This is a genomic window from Clostridioides sp. ZZV14-6387, assembly GCF_020657835.1.
Taxonomy (GTDB): domain Bacteria; phylum Bacillota; class Clostridia; order Peptostreptococcales; family Peptostreptococcaceae; genus Clostridioides; species Clostridioides difficile_A.
In genome coordinates this window covers 39434-60568 of the sequence record NZ_JAGWCW010000020.1, presented here as the reverse complement: position 1 = coordinate 60568, position 21135 = coordinate 39434, and the positions used below count along the sequence as shown (strand labels likewise).

Sequence of the window (21135 nt, the reverse complement as noted above, 5' to 3'; positions counted from 1 at the left end):
ACAAATAAGGAGCTTTACTATTTGTATAGTATTTCCTTTATTTGCATATATATTCCTATATTATCTTATAAGCTTAACTTTTTTTAACAATTTATATAATTTATCACCTTTTGGCATAGTCAAAATCTCTTCTTTTTTAATTCCACCTATTCCAAGTATAACTACTACATATACAATTCCACCAACACATATTGCAATTATTGTAGATATACTATTTCCCAAGAATCCAACTAAAGCTCCATAACTCAATTTAACCATTATAAACATTGTCAAAACTGTTATAAATGGCTTTATTATAAATTCTTTTTTAGGGAAGCTTACATTCATGTGCTTTTTAACGTATAACAAGTTAATCATAGCTGCAACAAAGTATGCTGTAACTGTACCAAATGCAGAGCCTAATACATTAATATCTGGTATTCCTGTTAAAGTATAACTTATCACAATCTTACATAACATACCAGCACATAAGGCAATTACAGGTACTATTGGTTTTCCCATACCTTGAATTATACCAGTTAATGTTTGTATTAATCCTAAAAATAATACACATGGAGTAAGAGTAAATAAAATAGTTCCTACAGAAGATGGTTCATGTGGAAACAAAAGACCCATTATTGGTATTGCTAAAGAAGCCATACCAAACGCACAAGGTAATACTATAAGTAGAGTTACCTTAACTGCACTCTTAGTATCTTTTCTAGCTTTTGTCTTGTTTCCTAATGCATATGCTTTAGAAATTGCTGGAACTAAACTCATACTCATTGCAGTTGTTATAACTGCTGGTAAATTTATTGTGGCCATTGCCATACCTGTTAACTGACCAAACATTGAGTTCGCTACTTTGTATGTATAGCCTGCTTCCATAAGTCTTCTTATCACGATAACATTATCTATCATATTCACAAGTGGCATTACTGATGCTCCTATTGTTATAGGAATAGCAACAGTTAAAAGCTTTTTAAAAATATAAGAAACTCTCTCATCTTTAAATCTTTGACTTGCATCTATCTCTGCTCTACGCTCTTTTCTCCCTAGTATATAAGCAAACATCAAATAAATCATAGATGCTACTGAACCTATTGTAGCTCCTGATATAGCACCAGCCGCCCCAAAAGTTTGACCTAGACTTTTCATAAGTAAATAAGCCAAAGTAAGACCTAATACAACTCTAAAAAATTGCTCTGCAACTTGAGACACAGCAATCTTAGTCATATCCTGTCTCCCTTGAAAATATCCTCTATATGCAGACATTGCAGGAACAAATAACAATGCTGGAGCAATAGCTTTCATAGAGTATAATGCACCTGGATTTTTCATTACGTTTGTTACTATGTAGTCAGCACCAAAAAATAATATACAAAATGATATTATTCCAGTAATAAATAAAACTGTATGTGATACTTTAAATATCTTATTTGCACCTTTAAAATTTCCAACAGCAACTTTTTCTGAAACCAACTTTGCCACAGCTGTTGGGAATCCAGCAGTAGCTAATGTTAAAAATAGAGTATACACAGGATAAGCAGCCTGATAGTATCCCATTCCTTCTGAACCAATCATGTTACCAAGAGGAATTCTAAAAAATCCTCCCATTATTTTTACGATTACACCCGCTAGTCCAAGTATAAGGGCTCCTTTTAAAAAAGAGTCTTTATTTTTGTTATTGTTCATAACATAACCTCCATACTGTTTATATAACAAACTTTAATATACCATATTTTTAATGCTATATTCAATATTTTACACAAAAACTTCAAAAGACCTTCATTTAAAAGGTCTTTATGATAAAATTATTGAACTTGTTTTCCTAAAAAGTTAGCAGCTATTTTTAAAGATTTTTCTTCACTCTCTGCAATTGTATCTTTATCTTTTGAAACGACTACAATTGAACCTATACAGTCTCCAGATGCACTAATTATAGGCATTATAACTTGACTAGTGTATTCTTTTTGGTCTTCTTTAAATAAAGGTAAAATATTTTTATCTTTTGAATATTTTACTGTTCTTTCACTTATTATTGCTTCTAACTCATCACTTATACTTTTGTCTTTATAATCTTTTTTAGGAAGTTTAGATACAGCTATTATAGAATCTAAGTCTGTTATCAATACACCATATCCTAGTACTTCAGCTAATGTTTCAGCATATTCTTGAGAGAATTCATTTAATTCCCCTATTGGAGAGTATTTTTTAAGTATGACTTCTCCATCTTTTGCTGTGAATATCTCTAAAGGGTCTCCTTCTCTAATTCTTAATGTCTTTCTTATCTCTTTTGGTATAACTACCCTTCCAAGATCATCTATTCTTCTAACTATGCCTGTTGCTTTCATATTTTTTAATCCCTCCATAAATTACTTTAAGTTTATTTTTACCATTGTTAAGAAAAATATACAAAAAAAGCTATATCTTATCTAGATATAGCTTTTTTAAGCATATTACTCTTTTTTTAGTTTTTAGATTGTGATTTTATCTATTACTTTTTCATCTTTTTCTACTTTAGCTTCTTTAGTTAATTTTTCTATTTGCTCTTGATACTTATTTTTTAATAATTGGTCTTTTATAGTTTCTTTTGCATCTTCAAATGAAGTTTGCTCATTTACTCTATCTGTTACTTTAATTATATGATATCCATATTGAGTTTCAACTAAATTAGATACTTCACCCTTTTTCATAGAAAAAGCAGCTTCTTCAAACTCAGCAACCATTTGACCTCTTGAGAAGAAACCTAATTTACCACCATCACTTGCTGTAGAGTCTTGTGAATATTTTTTTGCTACTTTGGCAAAATCTTCACCTGATTTAACTTCTTTAAGAGCTTCTTCAGCCTTTTTCTTAGCTTCTGCTTTTTTATCATCTGAAAGTGGTTTGTTGTTATCATCTACTGTTTTCAATAAAATATGAGAAGCTTCTACTTCATCTTTTTTAAATTCATCTTTATGTGAATCATAATATTTTTTCAGTTCTTCATCTGATATCTTAGTCTTTTTAGTAAAACTACTTTGATAATTTTGCATAGCTAAATCTTTCTCTTGTTGGTCTCTTAAAAATTCGTCATCTATTCCTAGTTTTTTAAGTTGTTCTTTATATTTTTCGTCTTTGCTCATAGCATCTTTTAAATCTTTAAAACTTTTCTCAACATCTTCTTTTTTAGGAAGTAAGTTATCTTTTTTAGCTTGAGAATATATTACTTCTGTAGTTATAAGTTGGTCAAGAATTAAATCCTTAAACTTGTCCTTATATTTTACACCTTTTTCAACTTCCTTATCCCATATATCTTTTCCATAAGTTTGTTCCATAGAATCTTTATAAAGAGCTATAGTCTTTTTAAATTCATCTGATGATATCTTTGACCCTTCAACTGTCGCCACAGTTTCTCCTTTACTAGAACTACAGGCAGTCATAGATACTACCAAAATCATAGCTATTGCCAACGTTATTACTTTTTTCAAATTTAAAACATCCCTTCTTAAATTTACAAGTTATTTTGCCTTGCACATTTTTTCTAATAATTCTTCTAATTCTGTAACTATATTATAACCTATTTTCTGTTTAGTTCTATACTTTGTTATTGGAACTAATAATATTTCATCTTTTAATTGTCTTATTTTTTCTATTTTCAATATTTTACACAACGATTTTATATAAGCTATTGTAAGTAATGTCTGAACTGGTTTAGGTATATCAGAGAATCTGTCCTCAAGTTCTTCTTGTATATCCAGCATATCCTCTTTGTTTTCAATAGAAGCAATTTTTTTGTACATTTCAATTTTAATCAATTCATCTTTTATATAATTATCTGGAATGTATGCATTTACGCTTAAGTCTATTTCAACATCAATTTCTTCAACAATAGGCTCACCTTTAACCTTTTTAATTGCATCATTAAGCATTTTAACATACAAATCATAACCTATAACCGCCATATGACCATGTTGTTGAGAACCTAAAATATTTCCAGCTCCTCTTATTTCAAGGTCTCTCATTGCTATTTTAAAACCTGAACCAAACTCTGTAAACTCTCTGACAGCTTTTAATCGTTTCTCAGCTATTTCACTCAGAGTTTTGTCTTTTTCATATAAGAGATATGCATATCCTTGTCTTGAGCTTCTGCCAACCCTACCTCTTAATTGGTAAAGTTGAGCTAATCCCATTTTATCTGCATCATATATAATCATTGTATTTGCATTGGATATGTCCATACCTGTTTCGATTATTGTAGTACAAACTAGTACATCATAATCTTTATTTAAAAATCCTAGGATTATATTTTCTAATGATTTAGAAGTCATTCTTCCATGTGCAACAGCTACTCTAGCATCTGGTACGAGCTTTTGAATCATGCTTGCCATCTCTTCAATATGCTCAACTCTATTGTATACGAAAAATACCTGTCCACCTCTACTTAATTCTCTCTCTATTTCATCTTGAATTACACTTTCCTTACTCTCTGTAACATATGTTATTACAGGATGTCTTTCTTGTGGAGGTTCTTCTATAACACTCATATCTCTTATTCCACTTAGAGACATATGTAAGGTTCTTGGTATAGGAGTTGCTGAAAGTGTAAGTACATCTACTGTAGATTTAATTTTCTTTAAAGCTTCCTTATGTTTTACCCCAAATCTTTGCTCCTCATCAATAACTACAAGACCTAAGTTTGGTAAATTTATATCTTTTGATATTATTCTATGTGTCCCAATCAAAATATCTACTAATCCTTTTTTAGCATCTTCAATAATTTGTTTTTGTTGTTTTGGAGTTTTAAATCTGCTTAAAACTTCAACTCTTAAAGGATAATTTTCAAATCTTTCTTTAAATGTATTATAATGCTGTTGAGCTAATATGGTTGTTGGAACTAACACAGCAACTTGCTTTTGGTCCATACAAGCTTTGAAAATACTTCTAATAGCTACCTCTGTTTTTCCATAACCAACATCTCCACATACAAGTCTGTCCATTACCTTACTTGATTCCATATCTTTTTTAGTTTCTTCTATTGCTTTTAATTGGTCTTCTGTCTCTTGATATGGAAACAACGATTCAAACTCCGCCTGCCAAGGTGTATCTTTTGAGAACTTATATCCTTGTATTTTTTCACGTTTTGCATAAAGTTCAATTAAATCCTTTGTCATATCCTCAATTTCTTTTTTGACTTTTGCTTTTGCCTTTGTCCATTCATTGGTTCCAAGCTTATTTAACTTAACTTTTTCTACCTCTGCACCGATATATTTCTGTACTTTATCCATCTGGTCTATTGGTACATATAGATTATCTCCACCTTGATAAACTATTTTCATGTAATCTTTTTTAATAGCATTGACTGTAATCTGTTCAATCCCTGTGTATCTACCTACACCACTATTTTCATGTACTACATAATCACCAACACTTAAATCTAAAAAGGATTCGATTTTTTTCCCTTTTTTAGCTTTTTTATTACTCGCTTTAGATGCTCTTTTATAAACGCCTATCATTTCATTATCTGTTATAACAGCAAACTTTATGGATTTGTACTGGAAACCGCTGTTTATATGTGCAGGTACAATTATAATTTGAGAGGATTTAATTTCAAGATCTCTATCTTTAGAAACAGTTGTTTCTAAGCCTTTATCCAACAAATCTTTACTCAACTTAGTTGCTCTTTCCAATGTATTTGTTGCTAAAATTATTTTGTATCCATTGTATTTCAGACGATTTAATTCTTCAATTAACAAATCTACTTTTCCATTGAATGTAGGGACTTCTCTACTTTCAAAGTTGATTATAGATTTTATAGAAAAATTATTTATAGACTTTGGCAATAGTGAGTTTAAAACTACAGACTTGTCTTTTACTAGATATTCTAAGTCTGTATAATGATATAATAATTTTCCTTGGTTTTTAATAGCCAAGCCTCTTTCAAGATTAAGTTTATAATTTTCTCTAAACTCATTTATATAATTTTCACATCTCTCTTTAAGTCTTGTTATATCATTTATAAATACTATTGCATCATCTGCTAGATAAGTAAATATACTTTTGTTTTCTTCTGGATAAATATAATCTATATAGTTTTCTACTCCTTCAAAATAAGTCTTGCTTGATATATAGTCTATATTTTGAAATGTACCTTCATCAGTAATCTTAGTTGTTTCTTTTTTTAGTTTAACTAATGCATCTGTAGTTTTCTCTGGATAAATAAATTCTCTGGATGGGGTAATAGAAAACTGTTGTAATTTATCAATTGATTTTTGCGAATATACGTCAAAAGTTCGTATGGAATCTATCTCATCATCAAATAATTCCATACGAATTGGATTTGTATATTCAAGTGAAAATACATCTATAATTCCACCTCTTATACTAAATTGACCAAACCCCTCTATTTTTGAAACTCTTTCATATCCTAATGAAACTAGTTTTTCAGTTAATTTTTCTAAATCTAAGCTATCTCCCACCTTATAATGAGATACACTATCAAGTAAAACTTGTTTTGGTATGTATTTTCTTAAAACCGCTTCAATAGAAGTTACTAATATTATTTTTTCTTTATTTGCCAGTTTTAATAATACCTTTAATTTTTTTGCCTCTTCGTTTCTGTCCTTTGCATCTAAGTGATAAAAATAAATATCTTGAAAGCCTAAATATTCAACTTTATCTTCAATATAAAAACTTAAATCTTCATATACTTTCTTAGCTTCTAAATCACTACTAGTTATAAAAATCATTTGTCGTGATAAATCATTAAATATAGAATAAGATATATGAGGTTTTTGTACTGGTAAAAGTCCATTAACTAATAATGAACCTTTTGTATTTTTTATACAGTTTATTATATCTTTATACTCTTTTGAATTTTGCAAAGGATATAAAAAAACATCATTCATTTAAATCTCCCTCTCACTATCCATTGTATTTGTTCATAGACATATCTATATTTTCTCTTATTATTGAGTCAATAGCACATGCTGCTTTTTCTAGTGCTTCATTTATATTATCAGATTCTTCTTTTCTAAATCTAGAAAGCACAAAGTCGGCTAAATCTTGCCCAATTGCTGGCTTAGATACACCTACTCTTACTCTTGGAAAATCATTTGAACCTAGGCATTTAGTTATAGACTTCATACCATTATGTGTTCCCCCACTTCCCTTTTTTCTTATACGTATTTTTCCAACCTCTAAGTCTATATCATCGTATACTACTACTATATTACTTAAATCAACCTTATAATATTTATATATATCTATTAATGTTTCTCCACTTAAATTCATATAAGTTTGTGGTTTTACTAATAATACTTTTTCAGTACCTACTCTACCTTCACCAATTAAAGCTTTATGCTTTATTTTAGTGACACTAATGTTGTATTCTTTTGCAAGAATATCTATAACATCAAATCCAACGTTATGTCTAGTCTTCTCATATTTCTTTCCTGGATTACCTAACCCTACTACTACGTACATTTCTTACCTCCTGTTATATAAATTTGTATAACAAACTATAATAAAAATCAAATATATTATACTCTGTAAATATTATTATAATTGTCGATAAGGAAATAAAAGGTGTAAAAGGAATCTGCCTTTTTATGCTTATACCTTTAAATATTTTAGGTATGTATAAAACAACAAAAAACAAAAACGCTAACATAAATGATAAAACTATCACATAAAAACCATAATTATTTCCCAATGCAAAGCAACATAAGCTATAGAGACCTACATCTCCATAGCCTAATCCTTTTGTTAATTTAGCAATAATATAAGGTATAACAAAGCCTATTGCTAGTCCAATTATATGATTTATATAGTCAAACTTAACAATATTACAAAATACCAAAAAAATTATACCTTGAACTATTATACCACTAACTATTGTTATATCATATACATATATTGTGTAGTAATCTATAATGGATATAATTATTAGAAATGGAATTAATACCATATATTGTACACATTCTACACTAATTCCAAACTTTAGATATATTAATACAGATAAAACTACAGTTATTATGTAAATAAAAAACATATTATATAGATTTTTCTTTCCTCTAGCACAAAAAATATCTAGAGATTTATTTATCAAATGTGCAAAAAATAAGGAAATTATTATTATATACTCCATAGTCTACAGCACGTTAGTAATAGGGTTAATAATAATATTGTCCTTATTGAATACTTTAATTCATTTTTATAAAAATTAAAACTTGATTAAGTTTAACTATTTTCTACATAATCATAGAAAAATAAAGTTCAAGTAACTGTTTCCCACATAAGATTGTTATTAATGCTCCAATTGATATAAATGGACCATAAGGTATAACAGAATTGTATTTCTTTCTCTTTATCTTACTTAAGATTATCACACAAATTCCATATACTGCACCTACATAAACGCTTAGTAGGGCAGTCAAAAGACCATTTTTAACACCCATATAAAGACCTATCATTGCAAATAGTTTAATATCTCCTCCACCCATACACTCTTTTTTTACTATAAATTCAATAAGAAGCACAATAAGCCAAACGCTTCCTCCACAGATAAAAGCTCCTATAATAGAATTCTTAATTGGTATTTCTTTAAAAATGAGATTAAAAATTATAGCAAATATAGCTCCAAAAATCAGTATTCTATCTGGTATTATAAAGTGGTCAATATCTATAAATGTTATTATAATCAGTAAAGACACAAGAACTAAATAATAAATGGTTGTTGTAGATATTCCATATATCATAAACACTGTTAAAAATAAAATTCCTGTAATTAATTCTACTAGAGCATATCTACTAGAGATTTTCTCACAACAATATCTACATTTTCTACCACTTATTAAATAGCTTAGTACTGGTATTAAGTCTATAGGCTTTAATCTAGTGTTACAACTCATACAATGGGATGGAGGTCTAGAAATAGATATACCTTCTGGAATCCTAAAAATGCAAACATTAAAGAAACTTCCAAATACTAGTCCAACTATAAATACGTATAAATTAACGATTATAATGTCCATTATAATTTACTCCACCTATCATCCTTGTCATAAACTCTTGGTCAGTACATCTACTAAGTGCCATATCTTTTGTAATCTTTCCGTTTTTATAAAGTTCCATTAAATCTTGGTCCATAGTCTTCATACCTGCTTTAACCCCAGTCTGTATCATGTTTGGAATCTGATATGTTTTTCCTTCTCTTATTAAGTTTTTTATTGCTGGAGTAGCAAACATCAATTCAATAGCAGCTATTCTACCTTTTCCATCAGCTGTAGGAAGTAATTGTTGTGACACTACCCCTTCACAAACTGTAGATAACTGAGTCTTTATTTGTTGCTGTTGAGATGGTTGGAACATATCAACTATTCTATCTATTGTCTTAGCTGCTCCAACTGTATGTAGTGTTGAAAATACCAAATGCCCTGTTTCTGCTGCTGTTAATGCTATTGACACAGTCTCAGGGTCTCTCATCTCTCCTATTAGTATTACATCTGGGTCTTGACGCAAGATAGCTCTAAGAGCTGAGTGAAAACTTTCTGTATCAGTTCCTACTTCTCTTTGATTTACCAAGCTTTGTTTATGATGATGTACATATTCTATTGGGTCCTCAAGTGTAATTATATGTTTTTGCTGTGTTTCATTTATTATATTTATCATACTTGCAAGTGTTGTACTTTTACCACTTCCTGTTGGACCTGTAACTAAAACTAATCCTTTATGCCTTTCAGTAAATGACCTTATATTTTCTGGAAGACCTAATTTCTCAAAAGTTGGTATCTCTGCTGTTATAGTTCTTATTGCTATTGCGTAATCGCCTTTTTGTCTATATGAGTTTACCCTAAATCTTTCACCTGTTTTTAGAGAAGCTGAAAAATCAGCTTCTCCATGTTCTTCTATTACTTTAAACATAGATTCCCCTGCTATGTCTTTTGCCATTTGCATTGTTATTTCTGGTGTAAGTATCTGCTCACTTAGCTTTACAAATCCACCTTTTACTCTAGCTACAGGATTCGTTCCAACCGTTATGTGTATGTCTGATGCGTTCAGTCTTATACCTTGCTCCAATAAATCATAAATATACATAATATTTAATCTCCATATCTTTTATTAGTTTACTTATTTTTTAGTAATAAATATACAAAGTTAATTTATTACTTATTCGTTTATACTAAGTTGTATTTTTGTGTTTAGTTTACCTTTTTGTATGAACTTATGTCATGGCTAATTGAAATTTTGTCTTTTATATCATAATTATCTAATATATTTGAATCTACATTTATATTAAATTTAACTTTAGCCTCAACTTCATATTTTGAATTTGAGTTTTCTTCAACACCTAATCCGAGAATTTTTTCTTGTCCTTCTTTAATTTCTACCTCTTTTATTCCGTCTTCATCCCCAGTTACTATTAAACTCAATTCTGACCCTGAGCCATTTTCTTTTAATTCTGGCCAACCTTCTTTTGTCATATCATAGTCAGCTTTGTAAAAAGGTATTTTTATAGTAGTGTCTTCTGTTTTATCAACTTCTTGAGGTTTTAATTCTTTCAGTCTGCACTTTATTTCTGCTAAAAGATCATTTTGTATATAATTGAAGTTTGTTATCAAAGCCATATTGTCATATCTAACTGGTATCTTCTCATAAGACATACTTTTTAACTGATTGCATTGTTCTGATATCTCATATAATAAATCTTTATATTCTAAAAAAGCTTCTGCCGTATTTTTATTACCATTAGATATATTATCACTTAACTGTTCAAATTTTCTTACATTATTTCTCAAATGAACTCTTAAGGAATTAAATCCTTCAGTTTGATTTGGTAAATCTTTCAATAATACTTCTAATTTCTCCCATGTATCCTTCCAATTATATTTCTTACTATTCATTATAGAACTTTGTATTAAGTCATAATATTGTTGAGAATTTGGAATTCCATCAGATACCTCTACTTTTGGGTCATCAATATGAAATGTATGTCTATACTCAATCATATTTTGCATTGCCAAGGAAATATTATCTAGTGCTTTATAAGTGTATGAAAATGTAGGATTTAATTGTTCTTTTTCAACTTTACCTTCATCTAAGAACATTTTTAAAATAATATCATTATTTATTAACTTTGTTTCAGTAATCGTAGTTGAATTTATATCTCCATCCAAAACACTTTCACTTATTTTATTTATATCTCCAGAAGTATAATTCTTCAAGATTGCTAATATAGAATCTCTATGTGATAGAATATTTATATTTACTTCTTCAAAATCTCTATCATCAAGTATATTTAAATCCTGTAATTTTTTTAACTCTATACTAGCTTTTTCTAAATCTGAAGAAGCCTTACTTAAATAAGACTTTACATTATTCATATAACCTAATCTTTCTTCTGGAAGATTTTCATCATCTTGATTATTAATATCTGTCTCTGATATATTCCTTAATGTTGACCTAGATATAGATTTTTCTTTATTTTCATTTTTAAACTCATTATCTATTTTTTCAAGCTCATCATATAATTTTGTATATGTTTTATCAATACTATTTTCCACACATGTTTCTGCCAAATACTTTGCTTGTATACCCTCATTAGTAGTCTTTGTAGATTTTATTCTATTAGCTATCTGATTTGAAAATGTCAATCCCACAATAGAAAGCAATGCCACCACTACCAAAACTAAAACTAAAGCTGCCCCTCTTTCACTTTTAGATTTATTCCACTTCCTCAAAATCTCACCCCCAAGTAAAATTATTTATCTTTAAATATTTCAGTTACAATTTTAACTTCTTTTTTACTTGAATAGTCATTCATACTTTTCCCAATTGCAGTTATTTTATATATTTGACCATTTTTATCTTCTACAGTAATCTTTATCTTATTTGCAATACTTTCTTTGTCAATTAAATCTCCATTTTTATCTTTTATAGTTGTAATCTTTTCGTATGGAGTATCATATAGACTCACATCATCCTTACTAAGTACTTTATCATACACTACTTTTTTTGACTTATCTATTAGTTTTTCATACACAACATTCCCATCTTCTTGTTTATCTAAACTATCAAAATCAAATTCTCCACTCTTTATTTTTCCCCTCAGATTTTCTATTTCACTTTGAACATAGTTTAAGGAACTTATATCTGTGTCATTTTTAGCGTTAGCCTTATTATTAGTATTGATAATGTTAAAAAATGCAAATAGTATAATTCCCATAATAGCCAGGGCTACCAGTACTTCAATTAAGGAAAACCCTTTTTCATTACTCTTTTTACCCATATTTTATCAACCTACTTATTTTTAAATAAATTCTTATTACCCAATTCTAGACATAACATCAAATGTATAAGTCTTATTGTTTAAATCACTGTCTTTCTGATTTTCTTGTGTTGATTCATTATAGTATATACTTACAGTATAAATAGATTTATCAGTTTGCTTCTCTATTTTAAATGGTGTTTCCTTCATTTCTTTATTATTTTGAACTAGTGGTTGATTAGAGATTATTTCTTCTCTAACTTCATTATCAGCATCAGAAGTATTTTCTTGAATTCTCGTTACAGAATATACTCCTGTATTATTTTTGGTTTCTATAGAAACTTCATACCTTACAATATTATCTGGTGTCTCTATATTATATTCATAATTATCACCTGAGCTAGCTTTGGTTACCTCTTTACAGTTTTCCAAATCCCTATTTAGATACTTATTAATCAAATTAACATTTACTTGAGCATCTGTAATGATTTGTTGTTTCTTTACTGCTAATGTTATACCATTAAACACTTTATAAGAAATACTTAAAACTATAGTCAATATAAATACAGCTACGATTATTTCTAATAAGGTAAGACCTTTTTCATTATTTTTGTACAAGTTTATCACCTATCTTTAAAGCCCATTTAGCTTTATTTTGCACTAGACTTAAATGGATTATATTTTCCTGGTCTCCATGAAGATGGATTATCTGTATCAAGTATCATAGTAGTATTATCCTTAGTGTACATTATAAATTTGAATGTAGCATCCACTACACCTTCTGCTTCTGGAGCTACAACTTCTTTTTGTATTTCTTTCTCTGTAGCTGCTCTAAGTACACAAGTATTACATAGATAACTAGTAGACCTATCTAAAAGCTTATCATTTTTTAGAATTTCTCCTTCTTTTATCAATGGACAATCATTATATAAGTGCCATCTATCTTCGCCTTCTACCCAATATATTTTTGTATCTTTATTTATGTTCACATTTTTAATTAAATCCTTACTAGTTGTCGTTTCTTTTTCTTCTTTTTCTGGCTCTATATATGAAGTCATTGTATAATCTAATATCTGAGTAACATTTTTTTGTTCTTCTAAGTAAGCCATTAATTTCTTGACGTTCCTATAATCACCTCTAACACTTATTGTTGTTGATATACCATAAAAATGTTCATATTCTCTAACGTTTCCAACATCGTAACTAGTTAAGTCTATATTGTATGCTTTCATTTTTTTGTCTAGACCTATTAAAAAAAGACCATCTTGCATATCATATAAAAGGTTTTTACTTTTTTCTTTAAGTTCACTTTCAATTTCCTTAAGTTGTTTTTCATATTTTGGCATAAGAGCTGTTTTCTCTTTATACGTATTTAATTTTTCTGTAGATTGTTTTACAGAATTTTTTGTAGCAACATATTTTTGGTATTGAGGATAAAGCCCAAAGTAGCCATATGATAAAATAGCTAATAAAATTATGACTTTTATAAGAATTCCTTTTAGAGTAACCTCCACTTTGAATATGTCTTTTATATCTTTTTTAAATATATCTTTATTCATTAGTTAATACACCTTCTTTCAGGTATAATGTCATGTTAAATGTATAATTAGAATCTTCTTCATTATTTTTTATGCTATGTAATTTAACATCCTCAAAATAATACAATCCCTTTAGTTTATATAAAAATTGCCCTACATAAGAAGAATCTTTAGCATTTCCTTCTATGTTTATGATATTTGGTATCTTGTCATATAACGGTGTCTTATCATCAGTCTCTGTATCTGTATCATTAGTTTTACTATCCCCAGTTAATGCTTCTGATATATTTGTAGTCTTCTCTTCACTTAAATCACTACTAGTTTTATTTCCATCGCTATTGCTTTTTGTGTTTGATTTTGTTTCATTATTACTTGATTTATTTGTAGTAGCTTTATCATTATTTGAGTTTTCAGTTTTATTAGTCGTTCCAAAATTTTGATAAGTAGTTGATAAACTTGTTAGCTCAACTCTACTTGGAGTATTTTTATCTATATCATCCAATAAATTTTCCCACTTCACCTTTTTCCCAATTAACATATCATATACTTTTATTTCTTCAGTTTTGCTTTGTATCATCTTTTCTATATTTCCAATCTGATAATATGCAGATTCAATACTTCTTATTTCATCATTAACATTTTCAAGCTCTTTATTAGCTAAGCTATTTGAAAAAATCAAACATAAATATGGAATAGCAAGAACTAAAATAACTATTGGTGCTATTTTTAGTATGTTTTTCACTTGCTTGGCTTTCATCTGTTTTTTGAGTATATCCATTGGTAAAAAATTTATATTTTCAAAATCCTTTTTACCTTTAGGTTCTATCATACTTCCTAGAAGCTCTACAATTGAATTTATATCATCTTCGTCTATATCTCCAGTTATCATATCAGATATATCCATTATTTCAGTAAGACCTTGAGAAACATAATTTGAAAATGCAGAACTAAAAGCCTCATAAATCAATTTATTTGAATATCTTTTTCCTAATATTAATATGGTATCTGTAACCTTACCAAAGTTTCTTGACGAATAGTAATTCATAAGACCTTTTGATTCTTCTACTACATTTAATAATTGCATTTCCATATCTTTTGCAGTTATTCTTATCGGTATATTATCACTAATAAATAAAGTATCTTTCTTATATATATTTATAATTGTACTATTGTCACTTATGTTAGTTACCATTATATCGTTGTAATCCAAATTTTTAAGAATTCTTAAATAAGCTGTTGATAATGTGTCTATTCTATCCAATATTAAATCGAACTCATGCATTATCTCTACAATTGCATTTATTTCTTCCTTTTTTATAGCTCCAATGATAAGATTTAGACTTGACTCCTCACCAGTTGAACTATCTGATGTTTCACTAGATACTTCATATGAAAACACATATTCATCTGATTCCAAAGCCATCATCTCATCCATTTCTAGCTTCATAAATCCATCTAAATCCTTTTTATCCATCTTAGGGAGTTTTTGGGGTTTTAGAATTACATCTCTTGTATTTAAACAAAAAACTACATGTCTTGATTTTAACTTAATATTTTCTAATGCGTATCTCAATAGAGCATACTTTTCCTTAGAAAAATCTTGTGCAATATCCTCTATTGAAAACGCATTAAAATTTTTTATATAAAACTTATCTTTATCATGTTTATATCTGCCCTCAACTATGGAAATAGAATCGCCATAATATGATACATAAACCTTGTTCATTTGTCCTTTCCCTCCTACATAGCATCATATATACTAAGCATTGGCATAAATATTGATACAACCAGTACCGCAACTATAATACCAACTGCAATTATTAAAACAGGTTCTATCATTGATGCCATCCTATTTAAATAAATTTCGGATTCATACTCATAGAATTCGGCCATCTGTCTGCTTATATTCTCTAACTCCCCTGTCTGCTCTCCTATAGCTATCATCTGCACTAATACAGAATCAAAATAGGTATATCTCTCTAAGTTTTCTGCTAAGCCCTCACCTCTTGTTATTCCATCTTTAGCTGATGACAAAATCTTTTCTGCCATGGTATTATTTACACTATCTATAATATAATCAAGTCCCTGAACTAATGGGTACCCTGTTGATACAAATAGATACAATGCTCTTGAAAAACGTGTAGCTACCATACAGTTTATTCCTTTTCCTAAAATAGGTATCTTATTTATGACTCTATCTTTATGTGCTCTACCAATTGGTGTTTTTAAATATTTCTTAAATTGGTAAATGGACAGTATAATAGCTAGAAGTACTATTATCCAAAACTTCTTCATAAACATACCAAACCCCATAACAATTCTTGTTATAAGGGGAAGGGTTGCACCTACTGTTGTAATTGAATTAACCATCTTAGGCACCATAAATGCTGTAAATATAAAAATCATTATAAATGAAGAAATTAAAACTATTAGTGGATATGTCGCTGCATTTCTAAGCTTTTGCTTAATTCTATGTTCACTTGAGTAAAATGAAGCCATACTTTTTAATACTTCATCTAATTTACCTGTGGCCTCACCTGTAGCTACCATAGCTCCAAGTAATTTTGGAAACTTTGATTTTGATGAAAGCATTGAATCTGCAATAGTAGAACCTATTTTTATTTCTGCCACTATACGATTAATTTCTTCTCTCAAGGTAACATTAGTTGACCTTCTGGCTAATGTTTCTAGGCCTGAGATACTATTTATACCCGAAGATACTATAATAGCAAACTGTCTACAAAAGTGGCTTATCTGGTCAGCTCCTAAGTCTTTTTTTCTCTTTCTACTAAAAACACTTATATTTTTACTTTTACTTTCTTTAATTTCGAGAACTCTAAGATTTCTTTTTCTAAGTAGATTTCTAGCTTCATTAAAATCATTAGCTTCAATCACATCAGTTTGCTTTTTTCCATCCTCTTTTATCACTGTATACTTAAAACTTTTCATAATATCATCCTTTAATCAGTCATCAAAATTATTCTAATCATTTCTTCTACTGTTGTCTTTCCATTTAAAACCTTTTTAACTATATCCTCTTTTAGACTAATCATACCTTGTTGTCTAGCTACCTTTAAAATTTCTCTTTGATTGGCAGATGAATCTATTAACTCTTTTATTTCTGGTGTTATTTCAAGCATTTCAAATATACCTAGACGCCCCTTATATCCCGTATTATTGCATCTTTCACATCCTTCTCCTTTATAAATAGTCACTGATTCATTTATATCAATACCAAGAGCCTTTTTTTCTCCGATATCTGCTTCATATGAAACCCTACAATGCTCACAAATTTTTCTTGTAAGTCTTTGAGATATTACCCCTAAAACAGATGAAGTTATCAAAAAACTTTCTACATCCATATCTAAAAGACGAGAAATTGCTCCAACTGCTGTATTTGCATGTAATGTGCTTAAAACTAAATGTCCTGTAAGAGAAGCTCTTATTGCTATTTCCGCAGTTTCAGTATCCCTTATCTCCCCAACCATTATTATATCTGGGTCTTGACGCATAAAAGCTCTAAGTCCACTAGCAAAGGTAAGACCTGCTTTTTCATTTATTTGAGATTGATTTACGCCAGGTAATTCATACTCTATAGGGTCTTCTATAGTTAGGAGGTTCCTATTTTCTGTATTTAATTGATTTAACATTGAATATAATGTAGTTGTCTTTCCACTTCCAGTAGGACCAACTACCAATATAAGCCCATAAGGAGTGTTTATCAACTCGTCATATATCTTAGAGCCATGTTCATCTATTCCTAGTACTTCTTTACTAACCATAAAATTACTCTTATCAAGAACCCTCATGGCTATCTTTTCATCCCTATTAGTTGGCATTGTAGAAACCCTAAAATCTATAGGTTTGTTATCTACTTTTAAATAGATTCTGCCATCTTGTGGGATTCTCTTTTCAGATATATTTATATCTGACATTATTTTGATACGACTTACTACTGCTTTGTATGGCGCTGAGTTCATTCTCATATATTCCCTTAGCATACCATCTATTCTAAATCTAACACGCATGTAATTTTCGCTTTGTTCTATATGTATATCACTTGCTTCCATTCTCACAGCATTTTCTAGTATGTTGTTTACTAATCTTACTATTGGAGCTGCGTTTACATCTTCTTCAAGTATTACTGTTTCTCTTACTCCACCAGTTCTATTCTTGTTGTACTCAGTCATTGCCTTATTTATTTCTGAATGAGCATAAGCATGACCTATTGCTTTGTTTATATCTTCTGCACTCGATATAAATATTTCTACATCTTTCCCTGACATACGTCTTACATCTTGAACTGCTTCTCTATCTTGTGGGTCTGACATGGCTAGACATATCTTGTCTCCATCGATTTTGAATGGAAATATTGCATATCTTTTGCATATATTTTCTGGAACCATTTTTGTAGCTAATGTATCTATTTCTGTTCCTTCTAAAAATACACTTTCTATATCCAAAAGTTCTTTTAATACACTTATTAATAAGTTACTATCTATAAGACCTTCTTGTACTAGAAATTCTCCTAGTCTTTTTCCACTGTTTTTTTGCTCTGATAATGCCCATTTAAGCTGGTCTTCTGTTATGTATCCTTTTTCAACCAGTTTGTCTCCTATTCTAACTTTTTTAGCCACAGATTTCACTCCTTTACTATCTCAATTATATCATCATTTGTGATTGGATATAAAAGAAAATAGTATAAAAAGACAGGAAGATTTTTCTTCCTGTCCTCTAGTTTAAAAAATTTCAAATTAGACTTGCAATAATATATTTATAATTCAATTGTTTTACTATAAGTTAGTATTATCAATAAGAACTAAATAGATTATTTTATCTTTTATTTCATTATCACTCAATTCATCTGTAAGATTTGAGTCTGTATATATTTTATTTACACCTATATCACTTTTAAGTTTATCTAATTGAGCCTTTGTTAATGTTGGTTTTTCATTACTTGTTCCCTCAGGATCGCTAGCCCCTTTGCTATTACCTATTTTTAGAGCTAATTTAGTCCCTGTTGAAAAAAGTTCATAATCTCCACCTATATCTGCTTTTGTTGGAACTGTTTCCATATATTCTTTTAAATCATTTTTAATACTTACAGGAACTTTATTCTTATCTGAATAATAAGACAAAGCTGCACTCTTAATTGAACTATAATCAGACTCAACACTTGCTACCTTAGCCTTATTTATATTACTAAATAAAGCTGGAACTGCTACTACTGCTAATACACCTATAATTGCAATTACTACCAATAATTCCACCAAAGTGAAACCTTTTTTATTCTTTCTTAACTTCATTTTTATTCCCCCTCAATTTTTTTAATTAATACTTACTTATAATATACCTGGTTAAAATCTAAGTAAAGTTATTTACACGTACTAACCAGATTTATTTCTAGCATATAACCATTTTAAAACAAAAAATGCTATGAAAATAAAAGTATCCATAAATAAATACAATTCCATAGCCGGTTGCACCACTAACTCCATATGTCCCAAGGTGCCCACATCACAGAACATATATCAACGTTTCTATTTCTATTAAATTCAGGGTAATGCATAATTATATATACATATCCACTTATATTATATAATAGTTACCAAATTTTATCAACTAAGTTTATATTATTTATATATACCAATTTTTTACATATTGAAACACAACTTCTAGAGATATTTATACTATACAAAAAAAGAAACATCTCCCTACAATTATCATATATCGTAAGGAGATATTTATAAATTATCATTTAGTTTTATCATCATCATTTCCATCCTTTGCTAATATTTATTTGAAAGCTAGAAGCTATTACAATATAGTATTTTATTAAAATCATCTATTATAAACATTCTATCTCTTTTAATTATGATTCAGCCACAATCACTATATAAATGAAATTCTTCATTTACAGATATGCTTATTGTGCAAAATTACTTTCTTTACAGTAACTTTATATAATCCAGAACCCTCTCACAAACATTAAAGATATAGAATAGATACTATTTTCAATTCTTATAAATAAACTTTCAATAGATTTTTTTATTCCTTATAGATTGTGACTGAATCATTTAATTATTAAGGGTTCATCTTCTGACCTTCCCATTGGAAACACCTCTTTCTTTCTTTATTTATTTATATTTACATAATACTACATAATCTGAAATTTTTCAATACTTTTTCTAAATATTTTTTATATTCATAATATTCATAATTTTATTTACTTTTTACACTTATTTTTACTTAAATACACTGAAATTTTAAACTATAATCCTTTTCTAAAATTACATATACACATCTAAAATATTCCTATAAATTAAAATAACAAAAAAGAGTTGTCCAAAAGTTTTATATCCTTTTAAACAACTCTTATAAATCTAATAAATTAGAATAATTTACTTACTGATTCGTTAGAGAATATCATTCTTATAGCATCACCAAATAAAGGAGCTACAGTTTTTATCTTTATCTTATCAATTCTTTTCTCTTCAGGAAGTTGTATAGTATCAAGAACTATTAACTCACTTATCTCTGAATTAGAAATTCTTTCAATAGCTGGTCCTGATAATACACCATGAGTACAACAAGCATAAACATCTTTTGCACCAAATTCTTTAAGTGCATTTGCCGCATTAACTATTGTTCCTGCTGTATCTATCATGTCATCTAATAGTATAACATTTTTACCTTTAACGTCACCTATTAAGTTCATAACTTCACATACATTAGCTTTTGGTCTTCTCTTATCTATTATAGCTATTGGTACTTCTCCATTTAAAGTATTAGCAAATTTTCTTGATCTAGTAACACTTCCTAAGTCAGGAGATACTACTACTAAATCTTCTATTTTCTTTTCATTGAAGTAATCTGCTAATATTGTTCCACCTAATAAGTGGTCTAGTGGTATATCAAAGTATCCTTGTATTTGAGCTGCATGTAAATCCATTGTTAATACTCTGTCTGCTCCAGCAGCAGTTATTAAGTTTGCAACTAATTTAGCAGTGATTGGATCTCTTGCCTTAGCTTTTCTGTCTTGTCTTGCATATCCATAGTAAGGAATAACTGCTGTTATTCTTCCTGCTGATGCTCTCTTTAATGCATCAATTAAGATTAATAACTCCATTAAGTTATCATTTACTGGACTGTTAGTAGATTGTACTACAAACACATCACAACCTCTTACTGTCTCATTCATGTTTACACATATTTCACCATCACTGAATGTACCTACTTCACAGTCTAGCACTGATACACCTATATAGTCAGCTATCTTCTGCGCTAACTCTTTCGATGAATTACCTGCAATAATTTTAATCTCGCTTCCGCTAGTATTCATTTATGTAACCCTCCTGAAAATTTTAA

At 28.9% G+C, this 21135-nt stretch carries 17 protein-coding genes and 1 riboswitch; all 17 genes read right to left on the bottom strand.

What is annotated here, in order from left to right; all coding sequences use genetic code 11:
- Positions 1-60: 60 nt before the first annotated feature.
- The 17 genes from KGF38_RS13465 to KGF38_RS13385 all read right to left on the bottom strand — a co-directional run bounded on the left by KGF38_RS13465 (position 61) and on the right by KGF38_RS13385 (position 21109).
- Complete coding sequence (locus KGF38_RS13465) at positions 61-1674, bottom strand: polysaccharide biosynthesis protein (protein WP_074180090.1); 1614 nt, start codon at positions 1672-1674, stop codon at positions 61-63.
- A 119-nt stretch (positions 1675-1793) separates the two neighbouring features.
- A complete protein-coding gene (spoVT, locus tag KGF38_RS13460; RefSeq protein ID WP_054271936.1) occupies positions 1794-2333 on the bottom strand; it encodes a stage V sporulation protein T in 540 nt (179 codons plus the stop codon).
- A 123-nt stretch (positions 2334-2456) separates the two neighbouring features.
- On the bottom strand, positions 2457-3452 hold the full coding sequence (locus KGF38_RS13455; protein WP_054271937.1) for a peptidylprolyl isomerase: 996 nt from the start codon (positions 3450-3452) through the stop codon (positions 2457-2459).
- A gap of 30 nt (positions 3453-3482) precedes the next feature.
- Entirely contained in the window at positions 3483-6869 is a 3387-nt protein-coding gene (mfd, locus tag KGF38_RS13450) for a transcription-repair coupling factor (RefSeq protein WP_054271938.1), read from the bottom strand.
- A gap of 16 nt (positions 6870-6885) precedes the next feature.
- Positions 6886-7446 carry an aminoacyl-tRNA hydrolase gene (pth, locus tag KGF38_RS13445; RefSeq protein WP_021386404.1) on the bottom strand — a complete coding sequence of 187 codons (561 nt, stop codon included), beginning with the start codon at positions 7444-7446 and terminating at the stop codon, positions 6886-6888.
- A 13-nt stretch (positions 7447-7459) separates the two neighbouring features.
- Complete coding sequence (locus tag KGF38_RS13440; RefSeq protein ID WP_227832456.1) at positions 7460-8071, bottom strand: prepilin peptidase; 612 nt, start codon at positions 8069-8071, stop codon at positions 7460-7462.
- 142 nt (positions 8072-8213) lie between these two features.
- Positions 8214-8996, bottom strand: a complete 783-nt coding sequence (locus tag KGF38_RS13435; protein ID WP_054271940.1) for a prepilin peptidase — start codon at positions 8994-8996, stop codon at positions 8214-8216.
- On the bottom strand, positions 8977-10059 hold the full coding sequence (locus tag KGF38_RS13430) for a type IV pilus twitching motility protein PilT (RefSeq protein WP_054271941.1): 1083 nt from the start codon (positions 10057-10059) through the stop codon (positions 8977-8979). Before KGF38_RS13430 ends, KGF38_RS13435 begins: the two co-directional genes overlap by 20 nt.
- A 104-nt stretch (positions 10060-10163) precedes the next feature.
- The gene (locus KGF38_RS13425) at positions 10164-11702 is read right to left on the bottom strand and encodes a hypothetical protein (RefSeq protein WP_054277744.1); all 1539 of its coding nucleotides are present in this window, start codon (positions 11700-11702) and stop codon (positions 10164-10166) included.
- A 20-nt stretch (positions 11703-11722) separates the two neighbouring features.
- Positions 11723-12250, bottom strand: coding sequence for a prepilin-type N-terminal cleavage/methylation domain-containing protein (locus tag KGF38_RS13420; protein ID WP_074180085.1), 528 nt, complete (start codon positions 12248-12250; stop codon positions 11723-11725).
- A 36-nt stretch (positions 12251-12286) separates the two neighbouring features.
- Positions 12287-12856, bottom strand: a complete 570-nt coding sequence (locus KGF38_RS13415; RefSeq protein ID WP_074180083.1) for a prepilin-type N-terminal cleavage/methylation domain-containing protein — start codon at positions 12854-12856, stop codon at positions 12287-12289.
- A gap of 23 nt (positions 12857-12879) precedes the next feature.
- Positions 12880-13788: a type 4a pilus biogenesis protein PilO gene (gene pilO / locus KGF38_RS13410; protein ID WP_054271945.1), complete on the bottom strand. Its 909-nt coding sequence runs from the start codon at positions 13786-13788 to the stop codon at positions 12880-12882.
- Positions 13781-15493 (bottom strand): PilN domain-containing protein, encoded by a 1713-nt coding sequence (locus KGF38_RS13405; RefSeq protein WP_074180081.1) that lies wholly within the window; start codon positions 15491-15493, stop codon positions 13781-13783. Before KGF38_RS13405 ends, pilO begins: the two co-directional genes overlap by 8 nt.
- A 14-nt stretch (positions 15494-15507) precedes the next feature.
- Entirely contained in the window at positions 15508-16716 is a 1209-nt protein-coding gene (locus tag KGF38_RS13400) for a type II secretion system F family protein (protein ID WP_054271947.1), read from the bottom strand.
- A gap of 11 nt (positions 16717-16727) precedes the next feature.
- A complete protein-coding gene (locus KGF38_RS13395) occupies positions 16728-18404 on the bottom strand; it encodes a GspE/PulE family protein (RefSeq protein WP_054271948.1) in 1677 nt (558 codons plus the stop codon).
- A 156-nt stretch (positions 18405-18560) separates the two neighbouring features.
- On the bottom strand, positions 18561-19073 hold the full coding sequence (locus KGF38_RS13390) for a type II secretion system protein (RefSeq protein WP_074180079.1): 513 nt from the start codon (positions 19071-19073) through the stop codon (positions 18561-18563).
- Between the two features lie 159 nt (positions 19074-19232).
- Positions 19233-19318, bottom strand: a riboswitch (cyclic di-GMP riboswitch).
- Between the two features lie 840 nt (positions 19319-20158).
- Positions 20159-21109 (bottom strand): ribose-phosphate diphosphokinase, encoded by a 951-nt coding sequence (locus tag KGF38_RS13385; protein ID WP_054271950.1) that lies wholly within the window; start codon positions 21107-21109, stop codon positions 20159-20161.
- Positions 21110-21135: the final 26 nt, after the last annotated feature.